The organism is Bacillus carboniphilus (genome assembly GCF_020524035.2).
GTDB lineage: Bacteria > Bacillota > Bacilli > Bacillales > JAIVKR01 > Bacillus_CC.
Map to the genome: position 1 here is coordinate 3,494,309 of NZ_CP129013.1, position 21,433 is coordinate 3,515,741.

Here is a 21,433-nt window from a genome sequence, read left to right on the forward strand (position 1 = left end):
ATCAGGTGAAGATAAATTCAGGAAGATCAAAGAAGCATACGATGCTTTAGAAGTAAAAGGTGATGTTACAGTTGTTTCGGACATGAAATATTTGAAGCCTGAAGCATTTGGATCTAACGGAAGGATGATTGTGGATTGGCCAGATAACATGGGGTTTGTCGAAGGAGAAATTAAAACAATAAATAGAAATAATCCCTTACCAAAAAGATGGGATAGAGTGGGGGGAAATGGGGGAGTTAATTTTACGTTGTTACCTGATAATGAAATTCCCTACACGTATGACCAGCGTGCCATTCCTTATTTAGAAAACCCTTCAGCAAGACATGTAGGAACTTTTGATAATGAATCTTATTTTGATGTGTGGATCTGAGTCAAATTTTCGGACACAAAAAAGTTAGTTCACTTTAATACCTATGCTCGAAGAAAACTTGTTTTATTTTGACGCTTGACAGGGTCCCTCCGCGGGCATGATTCTGTTGCCGAGAAACCAGATGCTCCGACATCGGCATCGCCAAAGGAGGCTATCATGCCCGCTACTCCCTATAAAGCTTGATTCACACATGTTAGAGAGTCGCTATGCGCATGCCCGAATGCTGTCTTCTACTTCTTGTGGAGTTCGATACCCGATACTTCCATGGATTCTTTTTCGATTGTACCAGCCTTCAATATATTGAAATAAAGCCATGTTAGCCGATTGATAGTTCAGGTATTTAACTTGATGGACTTCTTCTTTTTTCAAAATGGCGTGAAATGATTCAATACAAGCATTATCATATGGGCAACCTTTACGGCTAAATGAATGTTTGATCCCCTTGGAACGGATGGATTCTGCAAATTCTTCACTTGTATATTGAGAGCCTAAATCCGAATGAAAGATGAGCTCCTTTTTAGGAGATTGCGTTTCATACGCATGATTCAGTGCTTTTATCACTAGGTCTGTCGTCATCGTTTTTGAAAAGGCATAACCTATGATTTTCTTAGAATGTAAATCCATCACTGAAGCTAAGTAGCACCAACCATCTTTAATCGTATGGATATACGTAATATCTCCCACCCATTTTTCATTAATCGTTGTGGTGGTAAAGTCTCGGTTTAATAAGTTTCCTTGTTCTGTTACTTGGTGCTGACTAGTATAAGGGCGATATTTCCTTTGTATAATGGAGCGGATTCCAACTTTTTCATTAGCCTTTGAACTCTTTTTAGACTCACGGAAAATCCTTTTTTCGAGTTCCATATGAATTTTGGGTGCTCCGTACCGTTTTTTACTATCTGTATGAATTTCTATCATTTCTTTGGTTAGTTCCTTGTTCTCACGATCACGATTAGACTCTGTTTCATGTAGTGATTGATAATACGTACTTCTTGGAATATCTAAGACTTCACACAGTGCTTGTATAGGGTGTTGATCTTTATACTTTTCAATCGTAGCGGCTAACTCAGTTTTACTTACTTTTTCGCGAATATGGCCATAGCCTTTTTAATATTTCATTCTCCTCCTGAAGGCGGCGCATTTGTTTTTTTAATTGGATTAAATCGTCCGTCGTAACGGTCGAACCATCTTCTAAATCGATTGGAGAGAATCGTTTAATCCATTTATAAATCGTTACTTCAGACACGCCATATTCGCTACTTAGATTGCTTACTGAGTTGCCAGAATGATAAAGATTAACCACCGTTTTTTTGAAGTCTTCATTGAATTTTTTATTAACACCTTGGTTACCCATCAAGGACACATCCTTTCGTTTTTTATTATAGTCAATAATTAGAAAGCTTAACTAAGGTGTGTCCATGAAACTATACTAGCATCCGTGATTGATGCAATTAGAAGTGATGATTTAGAAACACTAAATAAAATAGTAGTGAATAATGGAAAGGACCCTATCTCAAATGTTACTTTTGATAGAATTCAATCAAGTTATATAAGTTTTCAGGAAGATTTACAAAAATCAATTGGAAATATTGATTCAACATATGGATTGGAAGGCACAGCTGCACCATGGGTAAACAGTATAAAAGGCGAAATTTTAATGGAGGGTGGGGCAGTACAAATTGTAACACCGCTAAATGCAGAGATATTAGAAATGATAGGGGTTATACCTAAATATTAAGGGGGCTATTCAAAAGTGAATAAGCAAGAGTTTATAAATAGATTTAAGAAGGAAAAATTGAACATGGGTGAATATATTATGGTGCTAGATAGTATAACAGATGAACCACTTGTAATGGGCTGTGTATTTGATGGTGATTTTTGGAAAATTTACGAAACCAGGGAAAGAGGGGGGCATTTTGTAATAAAAAAAATAAAAAGTGAAAATGAGGCTTTTGATTACTTCTATGAATTATTATTAGACAGACATAATTATTTGAATCAAAAATAGTAATACATAATATTAATCTATTAATTGATTTTGTGAATTTTATAGTATAGTTGGAAATCATGAAGTTATTTGTTGAAATTCTAATTATTTAATTATCTAATAAGTATCACTGCCACAATCAGGCTGTAGTTCTCTTTAAAGTAAAAGGGGGCTACGGTCTTTTTTAAAAGGTAAGCGTAATACTTATCAGGTGAAGATAAATTCAGGAAGATCAAAGAAGCATACGATGCTTTAGAAGTAAAAGGTGATGTTACAGTTGTTTCAGACATGAAATATTTGAAGCCAGAAGCATTTGGAGCTAACGGAAGGATGATTGTGGATTGGCCAGACAAAATGGGATTTGATGAGGGATCAATTACTGAAATTAGTAGAAAAAATCCATTGCCAGAAGGTTGGGATAGAATCGGTGGTAAAGGTGGAGTAGATTTCACTGTATTACCTGATGACGGTATCCCTTACACATACGATCAGCGTGCCATCCCTTATGTAGAAAATCCTTCTGCAAGATATGTAGCAACTTTTGATAATGAATCTTATTTTGATGTGATTGATGCTATTAGAAATGGGGATCTGGAAGAGTTAAATAAAATTGTAGTTTCTAAAAGTAAGATTATAGTTAATAGTTAACATCCACTAACCTAGACCAAAGTTCACTGTCGATTAAACAAGAACATTGGTCTTTTTGTTAAGACCCTCTTGTAACCTTATATTAAGTTATCAACCCAACAAACTGCCCGTTTAAGGAGTGAAGAGAGGAACCGTTCAGTTTGTCAAAGACGTTAAAAACGGAGCGGTCTTGTTTTTAGATGGTGCTAGAGGCGGTTTCAAAAGACTAAATAATCCAGATGGAAACTTTGCCTATGCGATGAATGGGTCACGGAATGTGCTAGATTCTCAGTTTGTGAACAATAACCTTAGTCATGTTATGAGTTCGGTAAATAGAGTGGATGTAATAGGAATAAAGTTAGAGATAAATATTCTACTGCAATAGATAATAAAGTCACAAAAGTTGATAAAGTAGAGTTGCCTGCGTGGATAGGAGTATCATTTAAAGATGGAAACTATAGAACTGTAATAACCAATGAGAATATAAGATTTTATAGAACATTCGGTGAAGGAGATCATGTAGCAAAGGTAAATGGTTCTTTTGCTCCTACTGTTCAAGCAGGAAATAGAATCAATGCAAAGGTTAATACTGCTTCAGTTCCAGAATGGAATAATGATAGACAATATGAAGCAGTTATAGAAGTTCTTGAAGGGGAATTTTTAAAACATAGGTAGAGTTGAGAAACAATATACTGAAACGGGTGTTCTACTAGAAGGTGATGGTGATCCAATATGGTTACCGTGGGATTGGTCATCAGAATGGATTAAAGAAATTAGGCTAGTTTCTAGTAGATACGGAGGATTATAAATGGACTTAAAACAACAGTTAATATCTCAAGTAACGGTAGTATTAGCCAAGCTTGAAAGGGACTATTTCAATGAGATATACCGTAGTGGTCTAATAAACTTAATTTATAAAAGATATAAAAATACTCTAGAAATACTTGAAAATAACGGAGATGTAAAAGGTATATTTATTAGTGGAGGTGTTAGAGCGTACTTAGATAGGTATAGTGATTATGAAAATCCATTATTAGAAGAAATGCATAAAGCAGAAAAATTATATGAAAAATTACGATCGGTTTAACGAATGAATTAATACCTGATGATATTTATTTATTAATAAGCTGTTTTCTATAAGATTGTTTTTTTTTGTAAAATAATATCATTTGTATGTTTTGAATTTTCTAGTAAAATTATTAAAACTGACAATAACAGGAGTGAAGAAGAATGAAAGTGGAGTATTTTATAGGAATTGTCCCTCCTGAAGAATATTTAGAACGAGTTGAGCTTTTTCAAAATAAATGGATTAAACAATCAGATGTAGAACCTCACATAACTTTGAAAGCACAAGGGGGGATTAACTCCAGATAAAAAATGGATAGACAAAGTACAGAAAGTGTGTGAAACTTTCAAACCTTTTCATGTGTCATTAAATAAGCCAAAGTATTTTGGAGATAACATTTTATATTTGAGTGTTAACTCAAATAATTTACCCAAATTGCATCAAGAAATAGTGCAAGAAATTTCACCGTCTGAAGACTTAATAAAACAGTATTTTGAACTCGATGCCTTTATACCTCACTTAACTCTGGGGATAGAACAATACGGAGGAAACATTTCCACTGGACTCTCTAAAAAAGAACTAAAAGAAATGGAAAGATTAGCGGACAAAGAATGAACACCATATCCCAACTTTGAAGTGAATTTTATTAGAGTATATGAACTAAACATTGAAAAACAAAGATATGAAAAGTATATCGATATCTCTTTAAACAATTGACCTTACTATAGTGAGGTTTTTATTATGCACTTCTCAACACTTGGACGGTTGTATAGTTGGATTTCTGACACGCTGTTTTTGGCGTTTACACACGCATACCATAACCTTAAATATTTCAATCAGGAAACGGGAGACATAAATTGGCCAGGTGCAAATGGTGATCCAAATGTAGATGGTTTTGTAAATGGGGAATATGTAATTGAAACACTAGAACCGGGGAAAATGATTGATCGATATGGAAGTAACCCTAGTGGCCAGTATTTTTCTCCAGCAGGATCCAGCTATGAAAGTAGAGAGTTGCCTCCTTTTATGTCTGAACAACCATTTATATAAAATCTTAACCTCATTAAATCCTTTAAATGGGCGTTTAAGTATAGAGAAACGGCATCACTACTAAATTTGAACAATTTTTGTCTATATATCATGATATAAAGGATTACCGTCCCGTTTGTCGAAATATTCACTTTAATCCATTATAGAAGCAAGACTATTGAAAATTGCACAATTGATATAATACGCATTATGAATTTAGAATATTATCAATTTTAAATAAATTAATCGCCTATACAGAAATATGTAAATTTTTTTTATAAGTTGGAGGGGTTTTATGGAAGAACACTTACTTTATCATCAATATATGAAACCTAATTCAGAATTTTTCGGAAAATCCAATGTGACAAAGAAAGATAATAGCTATGAATTAAAAGAGCTTCCTACTAATTATGAAGTGATCTCAGAAAATAATTCTGATTGGATATATTATCATCCTAAGGATTCAGTACTTCCAGAGCAAGGATGGAAAATACATGTAACCTCTTCATTTGAAGATGCACAGGCCATACTTAATAAGGTTGGCCATTTATGTATAGATAAGATGGTTGGGTTCAAGCACCTGAAGGATCAGCAAAGCTTTATGAAGATGAATTCGAAAAATGCAAATCGAGCTACCTCTGGAAAGTTTATTACCATCTATCCTATTAATAATGAAGTCTTCGTTGAACTATTAGACACCCTCTCACTATTGACAACATCTTTTAAGAAAGGACCTTATATTCTTAATGATAAAAGGTGGAAAAATAGCAATATATTTTACAGATATGGCGCGTTTAAAAGTATATTAAATGAAAAAGGCGAACATTGTATTAGAGATAAGCAAGGTAATTTAATTAGAGATCAAAGAGTTCCGTTTTATCAAGTTCCTGACTTTGTAAAAGATTTTGATGATTATCTTCATACCTTAAATAAGTGTGAAGAGCCAGAAACCAAAGAAGACAGTAATTTAGAGAGATACCAGATTGAAACTGCACTTAGTTTCAGTAATGCTGGCGGGATCTATTTGGCCACTAGAAAAAAAGATAATTTAAAAGTTATTATCAAAGAAGCTAGACCTAATGCGGGTTTAGACGGGATGAAAAAAGATGCCTTAGAAAGGCAAAAAATCGAATACAATGCTTTGAAAACTCTTAAAGACGTACCTGGAGTTGTTCAATTAATTGACTATTTCAAAGAATGGGAACACTATTTTTTAGTAGAGGAATTTATTGAAGGAAGTGATTTAAGGCAATGGCTTTCAAAAGAATTCCCTTTTTTCAGAGGAGGTAACCATCTAAGTTTTCATGCTGAGAAGGTCAAAAAAATTGTGTCACAACTGATGATTTTGGTAGAAAAAATGCATTCTAATGGGATAGCTATGGGTGATTTACAACCAACAAACGTTATGGTGACGGACGATTTAACTGTTAGCATAATAGATTTTGAAACTGCTATGTCTATTGATTCTCAAGACAAACCCAATATGGAGACAATTGGATTTTCCTCTCGGGAAATTAAGGTTAGTGGAGCAAGAGACTGGTATGGATTGAAGCGGTTAATACGGTATTTAGCACTTCCAGTTTTATCTTCTGAAGATTTAGAAATATATTTACAAGACAACCACCTCAACTGGATTAAAGAAAATTATGAAGAACCCTTTTATAAATTCATAGTAGCATCACAAGAAAAATGTAATGAGAAAATGAAACATTTTCAAGAGGATCATTTTAAAGAAATCCATCTTTCTTACCGAACAAGCGACTTTAACTTGACGTCTATTACTAATAAGTTGATAAGAGGAATTGAAAATAATTTAACAAAGGATGAAAGATTCATTAACGGTGACATTCGTCAGTTTGAGATGGAATCAGGGAAATTTAACTTTTTATCTGGAGGTACTGGTGCAGCCTTTACACTTACTAAAAATAAATCTAGCACTTATGAAGTAGATAACTGGATTAGCAACTATTTGTTAAATAATCTGCATACGATTCAAGAAAATGGGCTGTTCACTGGAAAAGCAGGAATCTTTGCGTTACTTTATGATAAAGGATATGAAGAAATTGTATTTAACGAGTTGAAATATTTAAAAGATACTACTAACAAAACGGATATTTCATTACGGTCAGGTCTTTCAGGTATAGGTTTATTTGTAATTAGTTTGTATTTGGAGACGAAAAATACAGAATATTTAAAGTTAGCAATGGAAATAGAAGAATGGATTGAGAAAAATAGAGTTCAAGGTAAACCGCTTAAAACTAATGACTGGATGGCGGTTGATATTGGCGCAATTGATGGATTATCTGGTGTATCTTTATTCTATTCAGCACTTTATTCTTCTACAAATAATAAAAAGTATTTAGAAAAAGCTACGTTTTTTCTAAAAGAAGATTTAAAATCAACAAAAAAAGACGAATTGATCGGTGTGTTACAAACGATTGATAATAGGAATCAACTATTGCCATACCTTTCCGGAGGGACTGTTGGAGTTGCAATTGCCATTTGGTTTTTAAACCATGTGAGTGGTCAAAATCTATTTATAGATGAAATGGACTCCATTATAAAAGTATCTAAAATAAGATGTACAATCAGTGGAGGTTTATTTGACGGAGCAGGAAGTTTTCTATTAATTCCTCCTTTAGTGAAAGACCAACAAAAAAAAGAGGAAATTACTAATAATGTTGTAGAATTAATGAATCTTTTTTTAATACAAAAAGACGATTTTTATGTATATCCTGGGCAATTTTCCTATAGATTATCTGATGATGTTTATACAGGTAGCTCAGGAATAATTTTGGCTTTAATGGGAGTAGTAAAAGATAATCCACTTTATTGGCTCCCTTTGGTCAATTCAGATGAATTTCTAGCAAGAACCCAATCTAAAAACAGATCAAAAGTCAATGCAAAAGGATAATGACCTATTCATCTAAGTATACATAGTTGAAGTTTCTCGATATAAAACATAATTTTACTTCAATATAAATGTAATCAGGTTATATTTTTGTGAAATGATGCTGTGTTGAAATTGTAAAAGTTGGAACAGGAACCTGATGATAAAGAACTAGCAACCGAGTCTATTCCTATAAGAGGTTGTTCAAAAAGTCCTAAAAAAATGTCGGTTGAATAACGTTGTTGGTTTGCTTTTCCGCTCCTCCGACGCACAGGAGGTGCTAGCGCAGGTGTTAGCTCTCGCGACGTGGCTGTACTTAGCCTGCGTTCCATAGAGCAGACCGCCCCGTTCTTGTCTAGCTTCAACCCTTACACCCTCGAGGTCATAAGTCACTGAGAACAAAAGATAAAGAACACCTTTCTTATCTCCGCGCCTTATGCTTGTCGGGTGTGAGCAAAGGGTTTCAGCTTTTCTATTCAGCGTCCTTTTTCCCCTACTTTTTGAACACGCACTATAAAAACATTTTAAGTGGTCAATGAAAGGAGGTGAAAGAGATGAATACGGTATTAGAATTGCAAAAATTAGCAGATGACACTGAAGGTAAAGGACAATCAGTGGATATACTCAAAACAATATTAACGAGATTAATAACGAAGGATTCTGAATGACATTCATTCGGTACTCTTAACTGAACCATTGTCGTAACGATGTGGATTACGGAATATAAAAAGAGATAAAATTAATTGATTTTTCTGAAGTATACACATCCAATACTTACTCGTTCTAGGATATCTAGTTTGAGAAAACGATAGTTGGAATTGGCGAAATAGTAACTGAAAGTCAGTTGCAGCCAGCAATTTAACACAGGGGAAACTCCTTGTGTTTTTTTTTTTATTTAGTATTCAACTAAACATAAGCCTTTTTGATGTGAGAGGAATCATGCAATTTGTCAAAGATGTTAAGTGCGGGGGAAACGTAAAAAGACCCCCCACCTTTTAAGAAGATGAGAGTTGCATTATGATTTAAGTAAGCTTTTTAAAGACACGGCAATGGATTGGGAGTGAAGATGACCAAGGCATGACCTTGTCCATTTCATTCGGATCTTGTGTGTTGATATTTGGTAGTGTTTCAAAGAGATACGTGAGGGAAGCGAAAGGATTTAATTGATTCTCTTTAGCGGTCTCAACTATACTATAAATAATGGCACTCGCCTCAGCTCATCTTGGGATGTTAGAGAATAACCAGTTCTTTCTTCCGATCACAAACGGTTTGATGGAACGCTCCGCTCGGTTATTATCGATTTCTAATCAACCATCTTTTAAAAAGCACGTGAGCTCATCCCATTGGTTTAAACAATAGAAAAGGGCTTGTCCAAGTTTACTTTTTGGCAAGACTTGTTTTTCTTTTTTTTTGAGCCATGCTGAAAAAGCCTCTATAATGGGCTGACTTTTTTCTAGGCGCTTTTTGTATCGTTCTTTCGGACTTACCTCCTTCAGCTTACCTTCAATCACATAAAGTTGCTGAATAAGCTGAAGTCCTTCTTTGGTCGCGACCATTTTTGAAGAAGCGGATGACGGTAAGGCTTTAAGTGCCTCGTCGAATTTTCGGCGCGAATGAGCCCAGCACCCTATAAGCGTCACTTCTTTCTTATTTAAACGACCACCTACTAAAGTCGTTTCTTACGACTGGAGTCATATGAAAGTCCATTGCTTACGCAAACTGAACTTAGAGTGAACTCATTCTTCAATCCTAAATATTTCATCCTTTCCTTCATTTACTTTTTAAACATGCACTTAAACAATTTTATTCTCCTATCACACCCACTAATTCATTTTCATTACACTTATTATTTTAAGGGATTCAATCTATTCAAAAAAATCTCCTTCTTATTGAACAATTTTTATATTATTCTGTGACAACCGTACAATCAACCTTCAGATTCTTACATAATATAAAAAGAATCTTTAAAATCAATTATTTAAAAAGGAGTATGAAAATGACAATTTCGTTTTCTAGTGGCCCCATTAATAATGCCAGCTCTTTATTCAATTCTGTTGAAGTAAGAATCAGAAACACTGATGCGATAAGTCAAGCAAATGTAACGGTTAGATTTTTTAATGAAAGTACTTCCCCTGAGACGTTGATTAGTTCGAATTCAATTCTTATTAATGCTTTAAGTACTGAAAGTGTCTCATTTAATCCAGTGGGATTTTCTTCATTTTTAATCGAGATTGAAGTAAGCCTTGTCAATCGTAGTGATGTAATAACTGCTACAGCTGTTCAACCAACGGCAAGCCTATTTATAGGGTCTACTTTTGTTGAATATGAACGATTCCTCGTTGTTAATCCGAAGCAACTACAAACTATCGAGTATCCTGAATCACCCCAATTGAATTTATTTGTTCCTGATACAATCAATTGTAAAGGAGTCGTGACTGGAGATGTAACATTAGATGGTGTACCCCAATGTGGGATTAGTGTATCTCTTTCATCAAATACAACCGATGTTTCTTTTTCGCCGAATCCTGCGATTACTGATTTAAGTGGGAGTTTTACTACTAACATCATTATAGATTCTTCTAGGCCTACAGCGACAGCATTAATTCAAGCTTCAGCACAAGTAGGGAATCAACCCATTCAAACAGTGGCTGTGACGAACCTTTTTTGTGGGTTTATTATATACACAGCAAATTCTCAGATTCCATTTGGTAATAATATTTCTGTTGTTGATGGATTAACCAATACTGTCATAGAGACGGTTACAGCAGGGTTAATTCCAAATGGAATAGCAACCGATCCATTTACAAAAAGAGTTTATGTTTCCAACTCAAACTCTTTAGATATTTCTGTACTGGACGGAAACACAAATACAATTATTGATACCATTAGTATAGGTGAATCTCCTGGTTATCTAACTCTGTCAACAAACACCACCCCGACAAAACTATATGCACCCCTGTTTGGTTCAGAAGAAGTATCAATTATTGATACAAATACAAATGAAATTGTTACCACACTATCAATTGGATCTGGACCAAGGATCCCTTCAACAAATCAACAAACGAATCGCGTCTATATTCCTAATATTAATGATAATAATATAACCATTATTGATGGGGATACGAATACGTTAGTTGGTACGATAACGGTAGGGAACTCTCCGTTTGGGGTAACTGTATTAGAGACGACCAGCCCACCTAAACTGTATGTTACAAACAGTAGTGATAACAATGTCTCCGTTGTGGATTTGAATACGAATATGATTATTACTACTATAGAGGTTGGTATGAATCCTCAATCTGTTCGAGCTAATCAAACAACAGAATTTGTTTATGTAGGCAATTTTGATGATGATACACTGTCTATCATTGATGCAAATTCCGATACGGTTATTTCAACATCAACCCTTGGCTTTAATCCCGTTTTTATAGACATAAATGAACAAACCAATGAGTTGTTTATATCTTTTATTCCAAATTTACTCGGGGTATTTGACGCAGACATTAACCAATTAAAGGACTTGATTATAGTAGGTCAAGGAGTCAATTCCGTAGCAATATTAATGTGTTAAAAAAACTTCAACAAAGGAACCGCTGTTTATTCACACAAAAAACCATTTAATGTAAACTAGAAACCATTACCCGTTATTGTGGATCTTAATATCTATTCTTGTCAGTCAAAAGTTTTCATTATTAAAAAGCTTTCAGATCTTCGTCAAAAAAGATTCTATTTGTGCGTGTTCAAAAAGTAAAGAAAAGGACGCTGCATAGAAAAGCTGAAACCCTTTGTAAGTCTCTCATCTAAGTACAGTGACAATAATAAGCCACTATTGCTTCCGATTAAACTGGATCGCTTTTTTTGAAATCTAACAGGACTCTCTTAGAAAGTTATAGAGATAATGAAAATGAATTACTAGAAGAACTACACATAGCAGAAAGGTTATAAGAAAAAATCACAAATAATGAAAGCTGAAAACGAAATCACTTCTCTTAAAAGTGATTTCGTCTTACTGTATTAGTCCTTTACAACAATGGCGATTTCGTTCCTGAATAAAGCAAACAAAGGTTGTGCAGTGCCCGTGTGCAGCCTATATAGAGAAGTTTTGCATCTTCTTCTGTTAAGGTGTAGTGATCATGATCTACGTCGGTTATTAAGACAGCATCAAATTCCAACCCTTTCGTTAAATAGATGGGGATGATGGAAATGCCACCTTCATAATTGGATTGATCGGCTGTAATTATTGTTGCATCAACACCTGCTTCATGAAGACCTTGATGCAAAAGTTCGCATTCTTCTTCTGTTCTTCCCACAATCGCGATCGTGTTAGCTTTGTCCTTCTGAAAATCTTCAATTATATTAAGCACCGTTTGTATACGATTAGTTGTAGTTGTTTTAAGTACGTTAACTTCGTCTCCGCTACGGAATACGGGTACAGCTAAATGTATAGGATTTATTTTAGAAATAATGCTATTGGCAAATTCGATAATTTCCATCGTGGATCGATAACTTTTGTTTAGTTCAAAATATCCTTGTTTACTTTCTTCGCCAAAAAGTTCAAGGATTTCGGACCAGTCTTGAATTCCTTGATAACTGTGAATCCCTTGTGATAAATCGCCTAAAATCGTAAAGGAATTTTTTCTCGTCATTTCTTGTAAAACGGCTACTTGAAAAGGCGAAAAATCTTGCGCTTCATCAAGGACCACATGGTGGAATCGGTTCTTTTTTTCAATTCCATTTAAATAATTGTGAATATAGACGAGAGGTGCAAGGTCTTCAACGTCTATCAGTTTCTTTTTCAACAGTGAATTCGTCTTTTTTCGAATCGTTTCTGGTATTCTTTTATACACTTCTGCTGGAATAAAATCTTGTCGTTTTGACAGAAAAAGTTGTTGATAAAAGGATAAAGATGAATGAATGCTCCAAGTCTTTATATAGCTTCTTAAAGATTGATTGGCTTTTCATTTCACTTTTGTTTTGACCTTTGGATCAGCGATATGGTTGATTTCTGCCTCGATCCATCGTTTTATTCGAGTGATGACTCTTTCTGTCCGTTTAGTTAAAGGATAGGATTTATATTCTTCGTAAAACCAATGATGAATGGTTTCCTTTTTTAGCGTTTCGTGCTCGAGTCCAGTGAAATCTTGATTCGGAACCATGTGCTTTTCATAAAATTTGAGGCAGCTTTGAATGTCTCTTAAAAATTGGTTTGTTCCTTTGTATCTACCGGGTGTTTGCTCATCAATAGTCGGTCTGGAAGAATGAAGAGAAAACCATTCTTAAAGCTTTTCTTTATGGTCTGTAAACTTTACCTCATGATTAAGTGTGTTTAGAGCCCAGCTTGTAAAAGTTGTTTGCTGAATATCGCCAACGCCAAGTTCAGGAAGAACGTTTGAAATGTAATCAAGAAACATGCTGTTAGGAGCAAAAATAATCATTTTTTCTGCTCTTATCTTTTCACGATATTGATAAAGTAAAAAGGCTAAACGATGAAGGGCAACGGTGGTTTTTCCACTTCCAGCCACTCCTTGAATCACAAGAGGGACACTGAGAGGGGATCGAATGATATCGTTTTGTTCAGACTGGATAGTGGCAACGATATCTTTCAAACGATTATCTTTATGCTCCTCTAACTTGTAAACGAGAAATTCATCACTACCCGAAAAATTATTTTCTCCTTTTACATACGTATCTACGACACGATGAAGCTCTTTTTCCCTAATGACAATATTTCGTTTTAATAAGATTATCCCTTCAATGATTCCTTCGGGTGAGGAGTAGGATGCAATTTCGTCTCCTCCAGAGAAGGAGTAAAACAAACTTGCCACCGGGGCTCTCCAATCAACAATGAGTACATTCCCTGACTCTTCATCAGAAACCCCATTCTTTCCTATATAGAGGTTTTCAGCTACAGCCTGCATGTCTTCGAGAAAATCAAGCCTACCAAAATAAGGTTCAGAGAGAGAGATGCGTAATTTTTGCCGGGTGGTTTCCCGAGCGTATTCCAATGCTTGTTCTGTGATGTCACTTCCATGATAATGAGGGATAGAGTTGAGTGTATGAAGCTGGCGGTCAATCTCTGCAGCGATTTTCTTGAGTTGCTGCTTCTCCTCATGGAAGGCACTTTGATTCTTTTTAGTCAAGATCAGTTACCTCCTTTTGAGAATATTCGCCAATAATTTTGTTGCAGGTAAAATACGTTATCATAGATAGAAAGGTTTGGCAAGGGTGGGGAGATAGTATCGTTATATATACAAATGGTGGTGATCATGTGGGGAACATCCATGATCATTCGGTCGGTTATTCAGTTTTCTATACTGGGTAAAGGGAGATTTTCGGGAAGAAGACTCAATATAAGAAGAAGTGAATAAAAACCCTCAGATTGATTAAATCCCAAATGAAAGGATCTAAAAAGGGAAACTAATAGAATATGTCGAATTTAGTAGCAACACTGAGTATAGAAACCAAATTTGAAAGATTGTGAGGGATGGAAAATGGGTGAAAAATTAAAAGACATTTTAAAAGAGTTGAAAGAAATAAAACAGGATGTAAAGGTGGTAAAGACTGCTACTGAAAGATTTAACAAAGAAGAAACAGAAGAAATCAACTTGAATGATGGTAATAAACAATCAGAATCCGTGAATATTGAAAAATTAGTGACTGATTTTCTAGAACAAAACAATAAAATGCTGATTGATTATATCGATAGTAAAACAGATGCCCTTAATAAACGTGTATTTCGTTTAGAACGTGAGATTGAGAGGCTGAAACGATTACAATCAGAGTCAAAGGCAGATCATGGTGATGAAAATTAATAGGAAGTCCCAACTAATAGGGGGGATAGTTGGACTAGCTTGTATTAGAACTATTAGAAACGTATATTGGAAAAAGGAGATGGAACGATGGCACGGTGTACAAATTGTAACTATAAGTGGAAGGTAAAAGAAATATGGTCATTAGGTTTTTCAAAGGACGGCAAAGAATGTCCAAGTTGTCATCATAAACAGTATATATCCCAAAAAACGCAACAGATTTTCACTTTAGGTTATTTCAGTTTGATTTTTGTTCTAATTCTCCCGTTTTTTATTAAGCTGAGTGATAAGGATGAGCCGATGGTGTAAGTAGACTTATTTTATTCGTGAAAGTCAAAGTAGAGATTGAAACAGCTGATATGCACTACAAAAATACTTATATCTCCTTTTATATAATATCTTTTTATAAAATTTATTAAAATATTTTTGATAAAAAAGGGACATCCTATGGATAGATATCCAATAGGATGTCCCGAATAATCATGACTCAGGATCATAGGTACCTTGCTTTTCAATATTCTTTGCTTCCACATCATAATCAGAAAAAAGTACAATACCTGTAGTGAAAATAGACAACGCAAAAATGGCAACGATAATTTTTTTCATTTTACCAACTCCTTCATTTTTAATTGTAACTTCTCTTTAAGTTTTACAGGTAATTCAGCTAAATGTAAATCACCTTTACTTAAATAATTTTTTACGGCAATATCTAAATACCCTTCTTTTTTGGTTTCTCCAAATTCTATCAATCCTCTAATTGTAATTATAGTATTATCATTATATTTTGAGGTGTCTATTTCATTTACGATCTTTTCAGCTAATTTAAAATCTAGTTCTAAACTTTTTAACATGGCTAGATGTGCTTTACTTTCATTTGAAATTTGTTTTTCATCTAGTTTTCCATTTAACAAACCAAGTAAATCAGTCGTTCTTTTAGTTGCCAATAATTCCTCTTCTAGTCCTAAATGTTTATAAATTTCATAAGATTTCATCAAATAATCTTTGCAAGTTTCATAATCACTATATAAATATGATTGTCCTATATAGAAATATGCCATAGCCTTAAATCTTGGAGTTATGCGATGATCCGCTATTAAAGGTAGACCATTTTCTCTAGCTTCAGTGTATTTCTTTTGTTTAACTAATGCACGTATATAGTAAACATTAACTCTATCTATAAAACGAGGACTTGGTAAGTCATTAATATCTAAATTTTTCAAGTCATTAAGAAGTTTTTTAGCTTTTTCTTCAACTTTATCAATTTGAAAAGTATTGAATCTATAAACAATCTCAATATACTCTTTCAATATTTCTACATGCGGATGGCCCCAGTTGATCGCTTTTGATTCTGCGTAAGTGTCCGTGAAACTGAGTTCTCTTGTTCTTGTCATCATCAGTAACTCATAAAGTCTTGTTACCTTTGACATTTCATGCGGTTTTTCTTTGCCGATTTCGATTGCTTTTCTCATAGCTTCAAAATAATCTTTTTCGTAACAGTAGTCAAGGACGTCTTTAATATGGGAAGATTTTAGTCCTTCTTTTGTTACGTAGTCTTCAATGGTAGTCCACTCTGGATCATCTTTTTTTGCGTATAGTTTGTGGTATCCTAAGATGGCGTTTAATGACGTTTGTGGTTGCCCTTCTTGAATGAATTTAATTGTGTTAGCTACAGTGTTTTTTGTCACACCTATTTCGTCAGCAATGTCTTGATAGCTTCGCTTTCTTAGCTGCGAGTCTTCTTGTATTTGCTCTACGATCTCCGTCAGCTTCAAATTGTCCCATTCCCCTCTTGTTTAAATTTTCTGATAAACAAATTGTACCATAAACATACATAGATTTGAACATAAACATTTCTTTGTATGATAACTCTAATTGAGCAAAAATCAATACAAAAATTACCAACAAAAATGAAATGACAAGTACCCTAGGCAACTAAAAGCTCTTTTTTAATCTTTTCAAGTTCTTCTCCTTGAGTTGCTTGATCATATACAAACCTAATGATGCTACCAAACTTTTGATTCCTGATTTCATGGAGAGCTTCGCAAAATTTTGTGCCTTTTAAAAGGCTTGCGAAAATATAGGTGAAGTTTAAAATTGTCCAATATCTCAAGATCGCTTTTTCACTGCGAATCTGATATCCATCAAAACCTAACGATCCTTTTATTTGTTTAAAATACGTTTCAATTGACCATCGTTTGGAGTAGTAGTCTAAGATTTTCTTTGTGGATAGCTGTATATCTGTACATAGGAAGCTGCGTACGTTTTTAGGCTCCATTGGTTCGCCTTCTTTGAAGCAAAGCAATACAACACCAAGCTCTAAATCATTCAGTTTTCCTTCGTAACGATAGACTCGATAGGTTTCATCACCAACGGTCACAAGGTCGGTTTCTTCCATTGAAATATCGGGAACAAACTGTTTGATTTGTTTTCGCTCGCCTTTTGGAAAAAGATGCGATTGCTTCTAAGAGCTCCTATCGTATGAATTCCTTTCCCTAGTCCAGCTTCAATGATACGTTTAGAGGTATACCAACTATCACAAAGGATATTGGTTGATACAGTTCGCTTTACATAAGAGTCAATCATATCAACGGCCATTTGAATTTTACTCTTTTCTTTCGATTGGTTATATAGGGCGAAATCATAGGGATACGCTAAATCCCCGCTTTGCATCATCATTCCAACGACTTGATGTCCGTAAACAGGTTTTCCTTCTTTGTGACAAAAATGGTACTGACAAGATTCAATAGGAGACTGAGCCTGTGACGAAGGTTTGGTCTTTTGTCCGATGGTGTCATCAAAGAGAAGGAATACAGGTTCCTTTTGTTTTCTTGCGTTTTTGTGAATGGTTTGGGCGGTTTTTTGTTTTGTAATTTGATTTAAATAGGTTTCGTCCCAAGCACCTTTATTTAAAAAATAGCTTAATGTTGTACGATGTTTTTTACAAAAGCTTAGCGCATGAATTTGCGATATCTTTCCTGTGAAACCGAAACTCAGCATCCCATCAATCATAGAAACAAGATGGTTCATAGACGGCTTGGAAAAATAAAGTGGTAAACGCCATTCCTCTAAAATATTGTGGATTTTTTCTTGATGTGATAATCTAGTCATTGGACATGAACACTCCTTGGTTAGGGTTATGGTGTTGGAGCTTTAATTTTAATCCAAGTTAGTGGTCATGTCTTTTTCTATTTAATTTAATGGGATTTTTTTGATCTGAATTTGCTCATTTAAAGATATATAGATGAAACAAACATGTTAAAACAAAGTTTAATCGAGGGAAATATTTCTTTAAGACATAATGGGATTTTAATTGATTCAGATTTAGAGGTATTGCAATTATATCTTCCTATGAGCCTCAAAACAAAAATCAAGAAGAAAGCTGAGCAGGATAACATAACGATGGATGAGTTGATGTTAGAACTTGTACAGAAAGAATTTGGCCAGTAATTTAGGTTTATAAGTTAATGCATTTTTCTAATTAGGTTAGAGACGTAAATACAGATTGGTTCTAGATCAAAATATTAAAGATACTACTAATCTTCTTCTATAAGTTAGTACTTACATACCGAGATAAATAAATAGGCTCAAATCGATAAAATTGATAATTCAATTGTTGATGCAACTATAGATAATACTGGTGAAATGGTTAAAACTTTTTTTGAAAAATAAAGAGAGAAATTATATAATGTTATTATATTACTTATAAAGTATGCCGCAGTTATAGGTTCGAATCCTATACTCCTCGCCAAGAAAATAAACATTGCTTTTAGTAGCGAATGGTGGATTTTTGGTATTTTTCTCGCTAATCTAATATCAATTGCTATGACTAATTTATGGGATCTTTTCATTATGAAAAAGGAGATGACTGCAATGTTAATTCTTAGCCTATTTACGTCACTAATAACCTTAGCGGCTTCCGGGGAGTTAGTTTAATTGGTAAAACGGTTGATATAGGAAACCAAGGTTATTAGTTCAACATGGGTCTGCCGAAAGAAGAATCCCCAAAAAGGAAGTTTGGAAAAGTAGATCGTTTTTCCTCACTTCCTTTTTTGTATTTATGGCGTTCTTCTTAAAAGTACTTTCCTTAAATAAGAAGTATCAATTTATTCTCTTGAACCTTCAATTAAAAAGAGAGCATCTTCCTTAAGAGGTATCTTCGCTTATTTCTCCTTAGATTAAACGATTAAAGTTATATGATGAAAAAGTTCATTTGCATCGGACAAAGAACATAGTAGGATATAGAAAATATTAATTTTGGTATATGGTATATAAACTTTTTGAAAAATGGTTAATGTAATACTAATTACTAGAACTAGCAGTTAGGAAGATTTCCAGACAAATTTTCCTGAAATAACTCCTTTAAATGTTATAATTTACATGGTGTTTTATCCTAGAACCTACACAGTAGGAGTGGATTACAGCTGACAAAAAGGCATAAGTAAGCCTAAGTTGGATAGAAATCATTCGTGTGGATAAGGAAAGGATTATTTTACCGTTTTTCATATTCAGTTTTTCAGAAAGTCAATTTTGTGTGTTAATAGCACACGAAAAGTGAACCACATGACAACAAAAAAATTAGCCACTCAAAGTTTGTGAATTCTTTTTATGAAGATACAAAGGACGGCTTTATTTGGAGAGGCGGGCATGATACCTTTGTTAGGGTGCGAATCTCTTCCTACTCGCACGTAGTCGCAGGAATTCATGCCCGTAGAGGCTCCATGTCAAGCCTAAAAATGGAGCAAAATATTTCTCTCTAAAGTTTGTGAAATAGGCTCACTAAAGTGGCTCAAATTTTTTTTGCGAAGTGGCTCAATTTTTAATTGCGAAATACATGTGTGAGCATGGAGCAGATTTAAAATATTACTAAATTATAAAGAGGTGATAAAATGGAAGATTGTTTATTAAGTGAGCTTAAGAAACTAAAGGAATCCTCAAAGGAAGCTGTGGAAAATACAGATTCATTTAATAGCTTTAAACAATATATGCATATTACTAGGAAAGTAGAAAAAGAATTAAGTACATTGATTAACAAGGTTAAGGAGTCAGATGAAAATCATTTGATCCTAGTTTGTGGAAGCGTGGGGGATGGTAAATCTCATTTGCTCTCTTATCTTAAATCTAAAATTGATTATTTATCTGACTACTTCTATATACATAATGATGCTACAGAAAGCAACGCACCTAATAAAACATCAATGGATACATTATCTGAGGTTCTTAGTGATTATACAGACGAAGAGTTACGTAGGAAAAATCCTAATAAAAGTATCTTATTAGCAATTAACTTAGGAACACTCAATAACTTTTTAAAATCAAAATATGCTGATAAGTATAGTTGTTTACATAATTATGTAAGTGATAAAAATATACTTAAACCTAAAATAGAAGGGAATTCATTTGAGCGTGATAGTTATTTTCAATTTGTGAATTTAAGTGATTATCAATTGTTTTCTTTAACGAGTAATGGCCCAATATCTCACTTTATGGAAGGATCTTTGGATAAGTTGACAAATGAATCTATTCAAAACCCTTTTTACCAGAGTTATATTAACAATTGTAAAAGTGGATGTACTGCTGCAAAGACTTGTCCAATTAAATACAATTATGAATTACTAATGCAAGATAAAGTAAAACAAACAATCATTAAGTATATTGCTGAACTTATTTTAAAGTACAAAACAATCATTTCTTCTAGAGCTTTTTTCAACTTTTTATATAACATAATAGTTGATAGTGATATTGATCAGATTGCAGATAAGGATAATCTCGAAAAATATCTAGAGAAAATTAGTTCTGGTCAATACCTGTCTGCTTTATTACCCAATCTGTTTTTTAGTTTCGGAAAACACTCGGATAGATTTAAGAATATTTCCCTAATTGATCCAGTAACTAAGAGATCGGAAACATTAGATACCTTAACAATTACTTTCTTTAATACAACAGATATTTATAAAATCTTTAGTCAGTACATAGAGAAGCGAGTAATAAATAATGAACCTTTTGTATTAGCAATAAATAATATTTCCAAAGAAGAACGGGAGATAGCATTAAATACTCTTATTCGGTTTTATACTTTCACTCCAAAAGAAAGTACAAACTCTCTAGAAATAAATGATCTTATATACAACAAATACCTTTCAAACTTATTTTATTGGAATAATGGTAATATAAAGAATCTAAAACAGCTTTATACAGAGGTAATTGACAGTATTTATGAATGGAATGGCAAAAGTGAAACCGGCACTAGAATGATTAATATTAATCCTGGAAGAAATCAGTTAAAATATACAATAAGTCAATCAGTAAACATAAAGCAGTTCGTTAAAAACCTAGATAAATCTAATCAAGAAATTTTAGATAAATTTTTGCCATACATGATACTTAAATTCATAATTTCTGGTAATGAAAATGCCGTACTTTCAATTAGAATAGACTTTCCGTTATATCAATTATTAATGAGAATTAATGAAGGATATAGGCCAAACAAACAAGATAAAAATAATTACGTCAATTTTGTATACTTAATCAATAATATTTTAGAATATAGTAATCAAAAAGAGGTATTAACCATTACAGAGAAAAGCGGAAATAATTCAAAAAGTTTCACTATTTTATTTGACGAAGACTTTGGGTACGAGTTTAAGGAGAAGTAATT

At 33.7% G+C, this 21,433-nt stretch carries 23 protein-coding genes and 2 pseudogenes; 17 read left to right on the forward strand and 8 right to left on the reverse strand.

The window, feature by feature from the left end; translation table 11 throughout:
- The first annotated feature begins 91 nt into the window (after positions 1-91).
- The gene (locus LC087_RS18240; protein ID WP_306019773.1) at positions 92-370 is read left to right on the forward strand and encodes a hypothetical protein; all 279 of its coding nucleotides are present in this window, start codon (positions 92-94) and stop codon (positions 368-370) included.
- A 204-nt stretch (positions 371-574) separates the two neighbouring features.
- Here LC087_RS18240 and LC087_RS18245 read toward each other — a convergent pair whose 3' ends face one another.
- Together LC087_RS18245 and LC087_RS18250 are read right to left on the reverse strand one after the other, a co-directional pair.
- Positions 575-1,462 (reverse strand): IS3 family transposase, encoded by an 888-nt coding sequence (locus LC087_RS18245; protein ID WP_371932717.1) that lies wholly within the window; start codon positions 1,460-1,462, stop codon positions 575-577.
- The gene (locus LC087_RS18250; RefSeq protein ID WP_306019774.1) at positions 1,443-1,724 is read right to left on the reverse strand and encodes a transposase; all 282 of its coding nucleotides are present in this window, start codon (positions 1,722-1,724) and stop codon (positions 1,443-1,445) included. Before LC087_RS18250 ends, LC087_RS18245 begins: the two co-directional genes overlap by 20 nt.
- An 84-nt stretch (positions 1,725-1,808) precedes the next feature.
- Between LC087_RS18250 and LC087_RS18255 the strand changes: the two genes are divergently transcribed.
- The 11 genes from LC087_RS18255 (at position 1,809) to LC087_RS18300 (ending at position 8,637) form a co-directional block, all read left to right on the forward strand.
- The gene (locus LC087_RS18255; protein WP_226543195.1) at positions 1,809-2,108 is read left to right on the forward strand and encodes a hypothetical protein; all 300 of its coding nucleotides are present in this window, start codon (positions 1,809-1,811) and stop codon (positions 2,106-2,108) included.
- Positions 2,109-2,123: 15 nt separating this feature from the next.
- A complete protein-coding gene (locus LC087_RS18260) occupies positions 2,124-2,378 on the forward strand; it encodes a hypothetical protein (protein ID WP_226543193.1) in 255 nt (84 codons plus the stop codon).
- 309 nt (positions 2,379-2,687) lie between these two features.
- Positions 2,688-3,005, forward strand: a complete 318-nt coding sequence (locus LC087_RS18265) for a hypothetical protein (protein WP_306019775.1) — start codon at positions 2,688-2,690, stop codon at positions 3,003-3,005.
- A 118-nt stretch (positions 3,006-3,123) separates the two neighbouring features.
- Positions 3,124-3,369, forward strand: coding sequence for a hypothetical protein (locus tag LC087_RS18270; protein WP_226543190.1), 246 nt, complete (start codon positions 3,124-3,126; stop codon positions 3,367-3,369).
- A gap of 32 nt (positions 3,370-3,401) precedes the next feature.
- A complete protein-coding gene (locus tag LC087_RS18275) occupies positions 3,402-3,659 on the forward strand; it encodes a hypothetical protein (RefSeq protein ID WP_226543188.1) in 258 nt (85 codons plus the stop codon).
- Between the two features lie 133 nt (positions 3,660-3,792).
- Positions 3,793-4,071, forward strand: coding sequence for a hypothetical protein (locus LC087_RS18280; protein WP_226543185.1), 279 nt, complete (start codon positions 3,793-3,795; stop codon positions 4,069-4,071).
- 143 nt (positions 4,072-4,214) lie between these two features.
- On the forward strand, positions 4,215-4,358 hold the full coding sequence (locus tag LC087_RS19855; RefSeq protein ID WP_371932625.1) for a hypothetical protein: 144 nt from the start codon (positions 4,215-4,217) through the stop codon (positions 4,356-4,358).
- A gap of 52 nt (positions 4,359-4,410) precedes the next feature.
- A complete protein-coding gene (locus tag LC087_RS19860; RefSeq protein ID WP_371932718.1) occupies positions 4,411-4,665 on the forward strand; it encodes a 2'-5' RNA ligase family protein in 255 nt (84 codons plus the stop codon).
- 126 nt (positions 4,666-4,791) lie between these two features.
- Positions 4,792-5,100 (forward strand): glycohydrolase toxin TNT-related protein, encoded by a 309-nt coding sequence (locus tag LC087_RS18290; protein ID WP_226543183.1) that lies wholly within the window; start codon positions 4,792-4,794, stop codon positions 5,098-5,100.
- Between the two features lie 274 nt (positions 5,101-5,374).
- Positions 5,375-7,993 (forward strand): class III lanthionine synthetase LanKC, encoded by a 2,619-nt coding sequence (lanKC, locus tag LC087_RS18295; protein ID WP_226543181.1) that lies wholly within the window; start codon positions 5,375-5,377, stop codon positions 7,991-7,993.
- A gap of 530 nt (positions 7,994-8,523) precedes the next feature.
- Positions 8,524-8,637 carry a class III lanthipeptide gene (locus tag LC087_RS18300; protein WP_226543179.1) on the forward strand — a complete coding sequence of 38 codons (114 nt, stop codon included), beginning with the start codon at positions 8,524-8,526 and terminating at the stop codon, positions 8,635-8,637.
- A 354-nt stretch (positions 8,638-8,991) separates the two neighbouring features.
- Here the strand turns inward: LC087_RS18300 and tnpC are convergent.
- Positions 8,992-9,609: pseudogene (gene tnpC, locus LC087_RS18305) on the reverse strand (IS66 family transposase); the annotation flags it as partial.
- A 356-nt stretch (positions 9,610-9,965) separates the two neighbouring features.
- Between tnpC and LC087_RS18310 the strand changes: the two are divergent.
- Complete coding sequence (locus LC087_RS18310) at positions 9,966-11,540, forward strand: YncE family protein (RefSeq protein ID WP_226543177.1); 1,575 nt, start codon at positions 9,966-9,968, stop codon at positions 11,538-11,540.
- 451 nt (positions 11,541-11,991) lie between these two features.
- Here the strand turns inward: LC087_RS18310 and LC087_RS18315 are convergent.
- Positions 11,992-14,109: pseudogene (locus LC087_RS18315) on the reverse strand (HelD family protein).
- A gap of 351 nt (positions 14,110-14,460) precedes the next feature.
- Here LC087_RS18315 and LC087_RS18320 point away from each other — a divergent pair.
- Both LC087_RS18320 and LC087_RS18325 read left to right on the forward strand, forming a co-directional pair.
- Positions 14,461-14,781, forward strand: a complete 321-nt coding sequence (locus tag LC087_RS18320) for a hypothetical protein (protein WP_226543175.1) — start codon at positions 14,461-14,463, stop codon at positions 14,779-14,781.
- Between the two features lie 87 nt (positions 14,782-14,868).
- Complete coding sequence (locus tag LC087_RS18325; protein WP_226543173.1) at positions 14,869-15,087, forward strand: hypothetical protein; 219 nt, start codon at positions 14,869-14,871, stop codon at positions 15,085-15,087.
- A 171-nt stretch (positions 15,088-15,258) separates the two neighbouring features.
- Here LC087_RS18325 and LC087_RS18330 read toward each other — a convergent pair whose 3' ends face one another.
- The 4 genes from LC087_RS18330 to LC087_RS18345 all read right to left on the reverse strand — a co-directional run bounded on the left by LC087_RS18330 (position 15,259) and on the right by LC087_RS18345 (position 17,886).
- Positions 15,259-15,384 (reverse strand): hypothetical protein, encoded by a 126-nt coding sequence (locus LC087_RS18330; RefSeq protein WP_264190030.1) that lies wholly within the window; start codon positions 15,382-15,384, stop codon positions 15,259-15,261.
- Entirely contained in the window at positions 15,381-16,550 is a 1,170-nt protein-coding gene (locus LC087_RS18335; RefSeq protein ID WP_226543171.1) for an AimR family lysis-lysogeny pheromone receptor, read from the reverse strand. Before LC087_RS18335 ends, LC087_RS18330 begins: the two co-directional genes overlap by 4 nt.
- Positions 16,551-16,702: 152 nt before the next feature.
- Entirely contained in the window at positions 16,703-17,155 is a 453-nt protein-coding gene (locus LC087_RS18340; RefSeq protein ID WP_306019708.1) for a transposase, read from the reverse strand.
- Positions 17,152-17,886: a transposase gene (locus LC087_RS18345; protein ID WP_306019776.1), complete on the reverse strand. Its 735-nt coding sequence runs from the start codon at positions 17,884-17,886 to the stop codon at positions 17,152-17,154. The genes LC087_RS18340 and LC087_RS18345 overlap by 4 nt, the downstream gene beginning before the upstream one ends.
- 144 nt (positions 17,887-18,030) lie before the next feature.
- On the opposite strand from LC087_RS18345, the gene LC087_RS18350 reads away from it, so the two are divergent.
- Together LC087_RS18350 and dptF are read left to right on the forward strand one after the other, a co-directional pair.
- Entirely contained in the window at positions 18,031-18,225 is a 195-nt protein-coding gene (locus LC087_RS18350) for a hypothetical protein (protein WP_226542320.1), read from the forward strand.
- Between the two features lie 1,439 nt (positions 18,226-19,664).
- The gene (gene dptF / locus LC087_RS18355) at positions 19,665-21,431 is read left to right on the forward strand and encodes a DNA phosphorothioation-dependent restriction protein DptF (RefSeq protein WP_226542322.1); all 1,767 of its coding nucleotides are present in this window, start codon (positions 19,665-19,667) and stop codon (positions 21,429-21,431) included.
- Positions 21,432-21,433 lie beyond the last annotated feature (2 nt).

What these genes read in the sequence shown, in the direction of transcription:
- LC087_RS18280 (WP_226543185.1), top strand. Translation starts at nt 3,793, where the DNA reads ATGGACTTAAAACAACAGTTAATATCTCAAGTAACGGTAGTATTAGCC.
- lanKC (WP_226543181.1), top strand. Translation starts at nt 5,375, where the DNA reads ATGGAAGAACACTTACTTTATCATCAATATATGAAACCTAATTCAGAA.
- LC087_RS18345 (WP_306019776.1), bottom strand. Translation starts at nt 17,886, where the DNA reads ATGACTAGATTATCACATCAAGAAAAAATCCACAATATTTTAGAGGAA.
- LC087_RS18330 (WP_264190030.1), bottom strand. Translation starts at nt 15,384, where the DNA reads ATGAAAAAAATTATCGTTGCCATTTTTGCGTTGTCTATTTTCACTACA.
- LC087_RS18265 (WP_306019775.1), top strand. Translation starts at nt 2,688, where the DNA reads ATGATTGTGGATTGGCCAGACAAAATGGGATTTGATGAGGGATCAATT.
- LC087_RS18300 (WP_226543179.1), top strand. Translation starts at nt 8,524, where the DNA reads ATGAATACGGTATTAGAATTGCAAAAATTAGCAGATGACACTGAAGGT.
- LC087_RS18290 (WP_226543183.1), top strand. Translation starts at nt 4,792, where the DNA reads ATGCACTTCTCAACACTTGGACGGTTGTATAGTTGGATTTCTGACACG.
- LC087_RS19855 (WP_371932625.1), top strand. Translation starts at nt 4,215, where the DNA reads ATGAAAGTGGAGTATTTTATAGGAATTGTCCCTCCTGAAGAATATTTA.
- LC087_RS18250 (WP_306019774.1), bottom strand. Translation starts at nt 1,724, where the DNA reads ATGGGTAACCAAGGTGTTAATAAAAAATTCAATGAAGACTTCAAAAAA.
- LC087_RS18310 (WP_226543177.1), top strand. Translation starts at nt 9,966, where the DNA reads ATGACAATTTCGTTTTCTAGTGGCCCCATTAATAATGCCAGCTCTTTA.
- LC087_RS18325 (WP_226543173.1), top strand. Translation starts at nt 14,869, where the DNA reads ATGGCACGGTGTACAAATTGTAACTATAAGTGGAAGGTAAAAGAAATA.
- LC087_RS18350 (WP_226542320.1), top strand. Translation starts at nt 18,031, where the DNA reads ATGTTAAAACAAAGTTTAATCGAGGGAAATATTTCTTTAAGACATAAT.
- dptF (WP_226542322.1), top strand. Translation starts at nt 19,665, where the DNA reads ATGGAAGATTGTTTATTAAGTGAGCTTAAGAAACTAAAGGAATCCTCA.
- LC087_RS18320 (WP_226543175.1), top strand. Translation starts at nt 14,461, where the DNA reads ATGGGTGAAAAATTAAAAGACATTTTAAAAGAGTTGAAAGAAATAAAA.